This is a genomic window from Comamonas sp. GCA5 (assembly GCF_036541385.1).
Lineage (GTDB): Bacteria > Pseudomonadota > Gammaproteobacteria > Burkholderiales > Burkholderiaceae_C > Comamonas > Comamonas aquatica.
Map to the genome: position 1 here is coordinate 1 of NZ_JAZHFR010000105.1, position 9,468 is coordinate 9,468.

At 55.5% G+C, this 9,468-nt stretch carries 14 protein-coding genes and 1 pseudogene; 6 read left to right on the plus strand and 9 right to left on the minus strand.

What is annotated here, in order from left to right:
• Positions 1–256 (plus strand): annotated as a pseudogene (locus SJH88_RS17120) (ABC transporter substrate-binding protein); the annotation flags it as partial.
• Positions 257–345: 89 nt separating this feature from the next.
• Here SJH88_RS17120 and SJH88_RS17125 read toward each other — a convergent pair.
• Complete coding sequence (locus SJH88_RS17125; RefSeq protein WP_043386013.1) at positions 346–561, minus strand: DUF3820 family protein; 216 nt, start codon at positions 559–561, stop codon at positions 346–348.
• Between the two features lie 180 nt (positions 562–741).
• Between SJH88_RS17125 and SJH88_RS17130 the strand changes: the two genes are divergently transcribed.
• Together SJH88_RS17130 and SJH88_RS17135 are read left to right on the plus strand one after the other, a co-directional pair.
• Positions 742–1,527 carry a MetQ/NlpA family ABC transporter substrate-binding protein gene (locus tag SJH88_RS17130; RefSeq protein ID WP_042413226.1) on the plus strand — a complete coding sequence of 262 codons (786 nt, stop codon included), beginning with the start codon at positions 742–744 and terminating at the stop codon, positions 1,525–1,527.
• A 306-nt stretch (positions 1,528–1,833) separates the two neighbouring features.
• Entirely contained in the window at positions 1,834–2,094 is a 261-nt protein-coding gene (locus SJH88_RS17135; RefSeq protein ID WP_274755182.1) for a hypothetical protein, read from the plus strand.
• An 85-nt stretch (positions 2,095–2,179) separates the two neighbouring features.
• Here SJH88_RS17135 and SJH88_RS17140 read toward each other — a convergent pair whose 3' ends face one another.
• The gene (locus tag SJH88_RS17140) at positions 2,180–2,818 is read right to left on the minus strand and encodes a LysE/ArgO family amino acid transporter (protein WP_234688103.1); all 639 of its coding nucleotides are present in this window, start codon (positions 2,816–2,818) and stop codon (positions 2,180–2,182) included.
• Between the two features lie 81 nt (positions 2,819–2,899).
• Here SJH88_RS17140 and SJH88_RS17145 point away from each other — a divergent pair, with 81 nt between their 5' ends.
• A complete protein-coding gene (locus tag SJH88_RS17145; protein WP_042413230.1) occupies positions 2,900–3,817 on the plus strand; it encodes an HTH-type transcriptional regulator ArgP in 918 nt (305 codons plus the stop codon).
• Positions 3,818–3,832: 15 nt separating this feature from the next.
• Here SJH88_RS17145 and SJH88_RS17150 read toward each other — a convergent pair whose 3' ends face one another.
• Entirely contained in the window at positions 3,833–4,291 is a 459-nt protein-coding gene (locus tag SJH88_RS17150; protein WP_274755183.1) for a DUF2721 domain-containing protein, read from the minus strand.
• 217 nt (positions 4,292–4,508) lie between these two features.
• On the opposite strand from SJH88_RS17150, the gene SJH88_RS17155 reads away from it, so the two are divergent.
• Together SJH88_RS17155 and SJH88_RS17160 are read left to right on the plus strand one after the other, a co-directional pair.
• Positions 4,509–4,694 (plus strand): DUF3149 domain-containing protein, encoded by a 186-nt coding sequence (locus SJH88_RS17155; protein ID WP_274755184.1) that lies wholly within the window; start codon positions 4,509–4,511, stop codon positions 4,692–4,694.
• 227 nt (positions 4,695–4,921) lie between these two features.
• The gene (locus SJH88_RS17160) at positions 4,922–5,530 is read left to right on the plus strand and encodes a hypothetical protein (RefSeq protein ID WP_274755185.1); all 609 of its coding nucleotides are present in this window, start codon (positions 4,922–4,924) and stop codon (positions 5,528–5,530) included.
• 30 nt (positions 5,531–5,560) lie between these two features.
• Here SJH88_RS17160 and SJH88_RS17165 read toward each other — a convergent pair whose 3' ends face one another.
• From SJH88_RS17165 to SJH88_RS17190, 6 genes are all read right to left on the minus strand, one after another.
• A complete protein-coding gene (locus SJH88_RS17165) occupies positions 5,561–5,962 on the minus strand; it encodes a hypothetical protein (RefSeq protein ID WP_274755186.1) in 402 nt (133 codons plus the stop codon).
• Between the two features lie 768 nt (positions 5,963–6,730).
• A complete protein-coding gene (locus tag SJH88_RS17170) occupies positions 6,731–7,840 on the minus strand; it encodes a hypothetical protein (RefSeq protein ID WP_274755187.1) in 1,110 nt (369 codons plus the stop codon).
• A 54-nt stretch (positions 7,841–7,894) separates the two neighbouring features.
• Positions 7,895–8,158 (minus strand): helix-turn-helix transcriptional regulator, encoded by a 264-nt coding sequence (locus SJH88_RS17175; RefSeq protein WP_331700309.1) that lies wholly within the window; start codon positions 8,156–8,158, stop codon positions 7,895–7,897.
• A gap of 335 nt (positions 8,159–8,493) precedes the next feature.
• On the minus strand, positions 8,494–8,790 hold the full coding sequence (locus tag SJH88_RS17180; RefSeq protein WP_274755189.1) for a hypothetical protein: 297 nt from the start codon (positions 8,788–8,790) through the stop codon (positions 8,494–8,496).
• Entirely contained in the window at positions 8,787–9,035 is a 249-nt protein-coding gene (locus SJH88_RS17185) for a hypothetical protein (RefSeq protein ID WP_274755190.1), read from the minus strand. The genes SJH88_RS17180 and SJH88_RS17185 overlap by 4 nt, the downstream gene beginning before the upstream one ends.
• A 43-nt stretch (positions 9,036–9,078) precedes the next feature.
• The gene (locus tag SJH88_RS17190; protein WP_274755191.1) at positions 9,079–9,294 is read right to left on the minus strand and encodes a site-specific integrase; all 216 of its coding nucleotides are present in this window, start codon (positions 9,292–9,294) and stop codon (positions 9,079–9,081) included.
• Positions 9,295–9,468: the final 174 nt, after the last annotated feature.

Here is a 9,468-nt window from a genome sequence, read left to right on the forward strand (position 1 = left end):
GGCCACCGCCGCCCCTGCAGGCTCCGGCATGATGGGCACCATCGCCGCCACCGCCACCGGCGCCGTGGTCGGCACCCTGGCGGGCAACGCGATTGCCGGCGCCTTCAGCGGTGACGACAAGGCCGCTGCCGAAGCGGACGCCAAGGCCAAGGCCCAGGCCGAAGCCAAGGCCGCCGAAGCCGAAGCCGCCGCGCTGCAAAAGAAGCTGGACGAAGCCAAGGCCAAGGCCGAAGCGGCCCGCGCTGCCGCCCTGTAATCGCCACACGGCAGCTGCCGTGCACGCGCACTCAAAACGCCCCGCCGGCTTGGGCCGCGGGGCGTTTTAATTGGGCGTATCGCAAGGCTTCAGCGCGGGGGCCGCAGGGGATCGAGCAGGCGCGTGAGTCCGTTGTGGTCCAGCTCGTGCATCAGGGCCAGCAAGCGCCCCAGCCCGCCGGGCGGAAAGCCCTCGCGCGCAAACCACGCCAGGTAATTGCCGGGCAGATCGCACAGCAGACGGTCCTTGTACTTGCCAAAGGGCATGCGGGTGGACACCAGCTTTTCGAGGTCGTCAGCGTGCACAGCGCCTCTGAATGGCAAAATTTTGCATAAAAACCACTTTCTATATAACCAAATTAGGAAAAATTACTTAGCAGGCTGCAACGCCAAGATTACACTTGCCCCACTCCCTGAGACTGCAACCGGTGCACGCAGGGCTGAGACAACACCGCACTCCACTGTCATTTGAACGGAATCCTCCATATGTTGAAGAAGACCCTGACTGCCGTGGCGATTGCCACCCTGGCCCTCTCCGCCCAGGCTGCCGATGTGCTCAAGGTGGCGGCCACCGCCGTGCCCCACGCGGAAATCCTGAACTTCATCAAGCCCCAGCTCAAAGCCGACGGCATCGAGCTGCAGGTCAAGGAATTCAGCGACTACGTGCAGCCCAACGCCGCCGTGGAAGACAAGCAGCTGGACGCCAACTTCTTCCAGCACCAGCCCTACCTGGACAGCTACAACAAGGACCGCAAGACCAGCCTGGTGCAAGTGCCCAACGGCAAAGTGCACGTCGAACCCTTCGGCGCCTACTCCAAGAAGATCAAGAACCTGAAGGACCTGAAGGACGGCGCTACCGTGGCCATCCCCAACGATCCCTCCAACGGTGGCCGCGCCCTGCTGCTGCTGGCCAAGCAAGGCCTGATCGAACTCAAGGACCCCAAGAACCTGACCAGCACCGCGCTGGACGTGGTGAAGAACCCCAAGAAACTGAAGTTCCGCGAACTGGAAGCCCCTTTGCTGCCCCGTGCGCTGGCTGACGTGGACCTGGCCCTGATCAACACCAACTACGCAATCGAAGCCAAGCTCAACCCCACCAAGGATGCGCTGTTCATCGAGAACGCCGACTCGCCTTACACCAACATCGTCGCCGCCCGCAAAGATCGCGCCGATGGCGCCGACATCGCCAAGCTGATGAAGGCCCTGCACTCGCCCGACACCAAGAAGTTCATCGAAGAGAAGTACAAGGGCGCCGTGGTTCCCGCCTTCTGATCGGCGTCACACCCCACCTCCAAGCGCTGCCCTGGCAGCGCTTTTTTCATGGGCGGGCCAATCCCAGATGACGCACCGCCACACCGGGGTCCAGTCATCGGACTGGCCGATGGCCCGAGTGGCCACAGTTGGTGCCTACCGTGGTCTTGCGCTTGCGCGACACAAGCCCGAGCAAATCGTTACCACCAGTATCCATGGCCCGGCAACTGCGGCATGATGCCGAACTTTATTTCCCAGGCCTTTTCACCGGACCCCTCCATGAGCGACACCGCCCCCATCTCCCTGGACAAAGCCATCACCACCTGATTGAGCGAAGTGACGCTGTCACGCACCCTGGAGCTGTTTGCCGCCCACCTGGCATCGGGCAGTGACCGCCTGCTGAACTTCCGCGGTGACCTGGCGGAGCGCTACAACTACGACAAGATCAAGCCCACCATGACCCCGGCCCGTGCGCAGGGGAACGTGGTCTTCATCGAGGCCACCAGCCACAAGACCGGGGAAACCGGCTACTACCAGATCCTGGCCAACCAGTGGAAGTTGCTGGAAGTGCTGGCCCGCCTGGGCTGAGCCCCCTCCATCACAACCTCACAAAAAAAGCCCGTGGCGCTTGCACCACGGGCTTTTGCTTTGGATGGCAGGGCGCGACGTGCGCTCAGGCCACCAGCCCCTGCCACACCCACCAGGCTAGCACCAGCATCATCACCCCAGTGATGCCATCCAGCACCCGCCACGCCACGGGCTTGGCAAACAGCGGGCGCAACCGCTGCGCCGCCGCGCTGAGCAGGCAAAACCACACCAGGCTGGCACAGGCGGCCCCGACCACGAAGAACCATTTCAGCTCCCCCGCCTGGCGCGCCCCGATGGAGCCGATCAGCACCACCGTGTCCAGGTAGACATGGGGATTGAGCAAGGTGATGACCGCCAGCGCGCCCAGCACCGCCAACACGCTGCGCGGCGCCACGGCATCGCCTTCGGCCAGCACCAGGGCATTCTGGGCAAACGCCATGCGGTGCAAGGCGAACAGCCCATAGCCCAGCAGGAACAGCACGCCGCCCCAGCCGCACCAGTAGGCCACGTCGGGTCGGCTGGACAGCAGTTGCGCCATGCCGGCCACGCCGGCGCCAATCAACAGCGCGTCCGAGCCCACGCACCAGGCCACGCAGGCCCGCGTGTGCTCCCCACGCACGGCCTGGCGCAGCACATAGACGTTCTGCGCCCCGATGGAGACGATCAGCGACAGGCACACGGTAAAACCTGCCAGCCAGGAAGAGGTGATTTCAGCATTCCACATGCGGCCAATTCTCCCGCCGCATTGCCGGACTTATACAGATAAGATAAATTAAATTACTTCATTCAAATTAAGTTTTTCTACATGCTCGACTACGCTGGACTGGAAGCATTGGCCGCTGTGCTGCGCGAAGGCAGTTTTGACCGTGCGGCCCGCAAGCTGCACGTCACGCCCTCGGCCATCTCGCAACGCATCAAGTTGCTGGAAGAGCGCCTGGGCCAGGTGCTGGTGATGCGCGGCGCGCCCTGCACCGGCACCGAGGCCGGGCGTCGCCTGTGTCTGCACGTGGAGCAGGTGGCGTTGCTCGAAAACGAGCTGCGCCGCAACAACCCCGAGCTGGTGCCCGAAGGCCAGGTGGCCCGCCCCACGCTGAAGCTGGCGGTGAATGCGGATTCGCTCAACAGCTGGTTCGTGGATGCCATGGCCGCCTTCACCCAGGAAGGCAACGAGCTGCTGGACATCAGCATCGACGACCAGGACCACACGGCCAAGCGCATCAAGGAAGGCGAGGTGATGGCGGCGGTCACGGCCTCGTCCAGCCACATCACGGGCTGCAACATCTGGCCCCTGGCGAACATGCAGTACGTGGCCGCTGCCAGCCCGGCCTTCATCGCCCGCTATTTCGGCGCCCAGGGCATCAATGCCCAGACCCTGTCGCAGGCACCGGTGCTGACCTACGACCGCAAGGACGCGATGCAGGACAAGTGGCTGCACCAGCAAGGCGTCTCGGCCCGCCATGCGCCGCCGCGCCACTGGGTGCCATCGGCACACGCCTTCGTGCGCGCCTGCGAAGCCGGCGTGGCCTGGGGCATGCACCCCACGGTGCTGATCCGCGAGCACCTGGCCAACGGCAGTCTGGTGGAGCTGCTGCCGGGCAGCGGCATTCCGGTGCCCCTGTACTGGGCGCATGCGCGCAATGCGCAGACCGGACTGGAGCGCCTGACGCAGTGCGTGATCAATGCCGCCCAGGCTTGGTTAGAGCCCATCGACCCCAAGCCCTGAGCGGCCACAGGGCGGTCAGTGCCGCATCTGCCGCCCGGTCTCCAGCACGTTGAAGTTCAGCAGATCGGTGGCCAGCACCGTCTCCCACATGAAGCAGGCCAGCGCGGCGATGAACGAGAACACCCCACCCAGGAACAGGAACACCGCCACCATCTGCCCCTGCTCCACCCAGGCCTGGCCGATGAACAGGAAGACAATCGTCAGCCCGATCAGGAAGCCGCACAGCGTCAGCAAGCCGATCGACCAGTTGGCAATGCGGCCCCGCGTGCGCAGGTAGTTCAGCTCGCGCAGGCCGCGGTCGATGAACTCCTCATCGTTGCTGGCGCGCACGCGCTCCTCCATCACCCGGGCCCGGTCGATGATGCGTGCCAGCCGCCCGGCCACGGCGCCGATCATGCCGGCCACGGCCGTTAAAAAGAACACTGGCGCCACGGCCAGTTGCACGCTGTGTGTGACGTTGGAAGCGTCGATCATGTGTTGTTTCTCACCCATTCAAACTAGTTGGCGCTGCAGACGAACGGCCATGCCCGCATGGTATGCAAAAAACCGGCCCGACCGGCCATCCAGACCCTTGCTTTAACGCAAATCGCCCAGTCCGGCCGTTTGATGTGCCGCAAACGCCCCCCGCCACCCGCACGCGATAGTGACGACACACCTATTAACACATGACTGATTGCGGAGGATGTTTGCCATGAAGATGTTCAACGACCTGATCTCGACCGACTACGGCCTGATGAGCCTGATCGTCATCCTGATCACCATTGCCATGTGGATTTACTTCACCGTGCTCTTCCTGGGCAAGATCAACAAGAGCGCTTCCGCCGCCGCTTCGGCCGACAGCCAGGCCGCCACGCCCTCCGCCAAAAATTCTCTCTAACTTCTTGTTTTTTAAGCACTTTCTTAGATCAACAAAAAGTCAGCCCCACATCCAACCCCACAGGCGTGAACAGTTACAACTATCTTTTGATAGCCAAGCTATGACAAACAAAAGCCTGCATACGCGGGCTTTGTTTTTTGTCACATCAACACCTTGCCGTTGCCTCTATTGCTTTACTAGCCGTTGACAGCTAGGCTTAGAAACTTGTTTCAAATCGCTTCTAAGCTATGCGCTCATTAATTTTCATTGCCGCTGCAGCAGCAACTATTGTGGGGTGTGTTTCCATGGAGCGATCACCTGCTCTTGGCGATGCAGGGAATCTAATCTTTGAAAAAGATGCGTATGGAAATGAGTTCATTGTCGAAGCAAAGTACTCATACAAGCTTGCCAATCCAACTGAGAAGGACGCATTGCCTCTTTGCGTCTCACAAATTGTTGAGAACAGATCCGTGGGAGTGAAAGGCAACACTACAAGCATTGGGCCTTACACGGGGAGGCTCTACACCCAGCAAATTAGTTCAACACTTGGCGGCGGACAAGTCATCAGATACGTGTCAGATGATCGTAAAAAGGTAATTGCAGAAGGCGCTGCAACGTATGAAACGGGGTCTGCATTCGTATCTCGGAATGTTCGATATGTGCTTACTGCTAAAACCGAAGAACAAGCTCTAAACCTATCCTTCGGCAAGCTTGAGCATGTACAACTCGATAGCGGTGTAGCTTCGAATAATGGCTACGGGAAGATCGGTAGCTGGGCTGGGGCCACTCCTGACAAGGCTTTGGAGAAAATAAAAAGCGTTGCAGAAGCACTCCACCAATGTTTGACCCACACGTAATGCAACGCACTGCCTGCCAAAAACACGTGGTTATCTCCGGGGCTGCTCTGTCTGCAAAGGTGCGACCTGGCCTGCGCTGAAACCCATCCCCGTACCCATTTCACTGGTTGATGAAGATGTCTCCATCAATTTTCCAGCGCCGTCGAATCGAAGCATTGCGACGTTAGAGGATGTATCTGCGCCGCCAATAAATCCCCCAACAAAAGGAATGAATGTTTCAGGTCGTACTTTCGACTCTGCAAAGACATACATGAGACTGGTAGTGCCATCGCTCATTCTTGTTTTGTTTGTTGGCTTACCCAGTACAGCAACAACCTGCTCAAGCGTTGTTTCTCCAGGCTTGAAGTGCTTCATTTGCTCATCTGTCACTTTCACACCAGAAGCGGCACATCCAGCAACCAATAAAGCTATTAGCAGAGTTGAAATTCGCACGTCATCTCCTTTTTCGGCGATAAAAGCCAAACTTACCAAAAGTGCTTGCCTTCTTAAAGGCAAGAACTACTCACCTCCACGAGTAGAGCATGTTGAGAGCATCCATGACACTGCCTTCATCCCTAATCGCCTGCCAGCGCAGCCGCTGATAGGTCTTCCAATGCATACCTTTGGGCTTTGGCCCTGCCCCATTCGCTATCCCTGCAGGCCAACCTAGCGCCGCCCTGTTCTTTTCAGCTTTGCGGATTGCACGATCAAACGGTGTTTCGCGCTGACTGGGATAAGCAAGCTTATGACAGTGGCGACATGCAAAGATAGCGCCGCCGTACAACACTGCCACACGCCTGCCACAACCCTTTGCAGGGCAGCGCCACCAAGGACGCTCTGCGCCATAGTTGCACCCCGTCCAATCAAGGCCAACTGCATAGCCAACATCGCGCCAATCGCCGCTATTACTGCGCTGCTTATAGAAGAGGTGAACGCCCCCCTTACTATGCACCTCAATACGTATTGATGCTAGCACAGTACCTTCGTCACGGCGCACCCATAGCCAGTTGAATGAATGTCCTTCGCGAAGTCGTCCAGCACGCACAATCTGCCGTACATCCAAGCTGCGCATGTCATCCGTTGTGCCCTTGACTGCCATGCGCCCACTGCCATAACCACCCATAGCTGTACCTCTTTGCAAAATTTTCCGAAGTCATTAGGCAATTTCAAGAATCTCTACAGACTGCAAAAAAATCTTCCTACTGCTGTAGAGCAGATGCACTACGCCATGGGTAGCTGCCACCTATAACGACTTGCTTTCAAGCCCTTGCCCTTTTCGACCTCGATCAACAGCTTGTCAATCACAAAAGACTTCAGAATCTTGGCTGCAACCGTGTGATCTATACCGAGTAATTGGCCTGCAATGCGACACGGCAAGAAAAATGGTTCTGCCCCATGATGAACTGCCAACCGAAAACAAATCTTCAATAGATGCTGCTCCCTTTGTGCATATCCCAAGTGCCTCACATCACAAGGAACAGGATCACTCTCTACACCCTGCAAAAGATCCGCTAGCACAGCACCAGCTGGATGCACTACTTTTTCGTGCCCCCGTACAAAGTCTGTCCAACTAACTGCAAAGTCTTCAGTGCCTATCACTGCTATGGCTTGCTTGTGCCACTGCATCACGACTTTACGCAAGTCATCCAAAGAGGCATCCGGCATTTTTCCCTTGCAGTGCCGCGCTAATTGAAACAGACACAAATTGCGCTGTCCTTTACCTGTCGGAATTGTGTAGGCCGGAATATCTACAGAGGAATACTGAAGATGACATCCGTCTTCCTCCGTTATCCTCTGTACTCTTCTGCTCTCTTCTGTAGATTGCAAAGCCTTAGACACTGCGACAAACCCATCCAATGCTGCAATTGGCCCATTAACTAAGGTATGACCTGTGACAGTGAGATAACGTTGTGTGGCGTATAGCTCCACCTTGATCCCGTTAATTTGGCCTTTGCACCGCACTGGTGGCGCTGCTTTGCCAAACCCTCTCAATCCATTACCAGATGGTGACAACTCGATGTACTGGCAGCCGATGTCACCTAGCAATGCCCACGCTTTGGGATCTGGCTGTCCTCCATGCACACAGCCATCTAAATCCACGCCAACGATGCCATCGCCATTGAGAACAAAGCCAACGCCTAACCTACCGCCCTCTTCATAAGCTGTTTGAGCACGCTCGAAACTACCCCATGTCTGCGGATCAGTCGCACTTGCGAGTGAGTTGGGCAAAGAAACGTCATAAGGTAGTTTCTTGCCCGCCCATGTCACCCACCTATCTATGCGCACAAGCTCTTGCGGGATGCATTCAAATCTTGGTTCTAGCGCAATCATGGCCGCCCCCGCATAGACAGCCAAAGCAAGGCAAGGGTTGCAATCAATTGAACTTCATTCATTGCGCCCCCCATCAACTTGCCGCTGACGCGCACGCAATTGCCACGCTTGTGGATCAGCGACCCATTCGCGCACATCTTCAATACGCCATGCTGTTGAGTTAGGGCCAATCTTGACCGGAGCGGGGAATAGCCCCTGTTTGCACCAACGCCAAATCGTAGGTTTGGATCGACTGGTGACTCCACAAACCTTGGGCAACGTGATGTAGCCAGCTTGGCACAGTGAATCTAAAGTTGTTAAGTGCATGTGCACCCCCATAGCTAGTGCGATTCGCTCCAGCTTTAGGACGGGCCGATATGTCCTAGAACTGGATGAACCGCGTTGTCTCGGCTTGGGGGGTACTGTATTGAGCGGTTTTAGAGTAGCGCCGCTTCTCTAAAAAATGAATTAAATCTTTGCTTTGCTGAAGTAGCCGCTGCTGAAGCTACCCAACGTCAACTTTTCCTCACCATTTCCATCGTCAGCAACGACAAATTCTTTTCCATCAATTTCCTCTATCCAAATTAAATAATCATCAATATTTATTGCTGAATTTTTATTCGATGGTATTTCTCTACAAATTTCCTTAAATGAAAAGTCCTCGTATTTGTTTTTTAGATGTATAGCGAAATCAACTGCCCATTTTTTTCTTCTATCAGCTTTTGCATTTCTTGATTTTTTTCGCTATCAATATAGTAAACCTTCCAAAGAGTTGATAATTTGCCAAACTCTACTGCATGATAGACCGATGAATATGCGTTTTTACTATTAACAGAGCTTCTCAGCATTGCTATGCAATCAATGATACGAGCGCACAAATCCTCTTTTGAGTCCCTTTCAAACCTGTCCCCTACGTATTTAATAAGATGCTTGATTGAAGTTATTGAATCCACGTCCAAATCATCGCTCAATTCAACCCATGTTTCAGAAAATTAATTTTACAAATGCGCTGAGTAGCAGGAATACCTTTTTTTCTTAAAAATTTTTTTGCCATTAGCTCATGCTTATCTATCGACTCACGCCAATCATTTATTAACACTCGCCCTTCTTTCGCCCCTCCTAGCTGCGAAATAAAAAAATCTTCTATTTCTTCAATATTATTTAAGGTTTGAGTGTTTATCTGTGAGAACTGCTTTCCAGAAGTTTTGACATTCATTCATCCACCCCCGACGTCATTAAAAATTCCGCCCATTGATTCATCATTTTTTTCGAGCCTCTAAACGATCTGTTCGCTCATAGGCAGCCTGCACCTTGTTCGCAATCACATGCGCCAAAGCACGCTCGGCCAAATCGCTTTCGTAGCGATTGTCAGCAGCCCAATTGCGGAAACTAGAGCGAAAACCATGGGCAGTTGCTACACGGCCTGCAATATCGCTAGCAGGTTTTACACGGTGCAAAAAACTCGTGAGAGCCATGTCACTGAGCTGACCACCTCGCAATGCAGGAAAAATCAATCCATCGGGCCTTGGTGTCGGGTCCCGGATGATTACGCACGTTCTTGACGAATAAATCAGGAGCTTTCATCTTCCATTTTTTGAGTGCTTGGACTGGGGCTTCATGCCCCAGTGCCTTTTGTGGCAAGTGGTGGT

Coding starts and splice junctions, on each gene's coding strand:
- SJH88_RS17150 (WP_274755183.1), bottom strand. CDS start 4,291: ATGATCGACGCTTCCAACGTCACACACAGCGTGCAACTGGCCGTGGCG.
- SJH88_RS17175 (WP_331700309.1), bottom strand. CDS start 8,158: ATGGGGGTGCACATGCACTTAACAACTTTAGATTCACTGTGCCAAGCT.
- SJH88_RS17155 (WP_274755184.1), top strand. CDS start 4,509: ATGAAGATGTTCAACGACCTGATCTCGACCGACTACGGCCTGATGAGC.
- SJH88_RS17145 (WP_042413230.1), top strand. CDS start 2,900: ATGCTCGACTACGCTGGACTGGAAGCATTGGCCGCTGTGCTGCGCGAA.
- SJH88_RS17130 (WP_042413226.1), top strand. CDS start 742: ATGTTGAAGAAGACCCTGACTGCCGTGGCGATTGCCACCCTGGCCCTC.
- SJH88_RS17160 (WP_274755185.1), top strand. CDS start 4,922: ATGCGCTCATTAATTTTCATTGCCGCTGCAGCAGCAACTATTGTGGGG.
- SJH88_RS17185 (WP_274755190.1), bottom strand. CDS start 9,035: ATGAATGTCAAAACTTCTGGAAAGCAGTTCTCACAGATAAACACTCAA.
- SJH88_RS17140 (WP_234688103.1), bottom strand. CDS start 2,818: ATGTGGAATGCTGAAATCACCTCTTCCTGGCTGGCAGGTTTTACCGTG.
- SJH88_RS17170 (WP_274755187.1), bottom strand. CDS start 7,840: ATGATTGCGCTAGAACCAAGATTTGAATGCATCCCGCAAGAGCTTGTG.
- SJH88_RS17190 (WP_274755191.1), bottom strand. CDS start 9,294: ATGGCTCTCACGAGTTTTTTGCACCGTGTAAAACCTGCTAGCGATATT.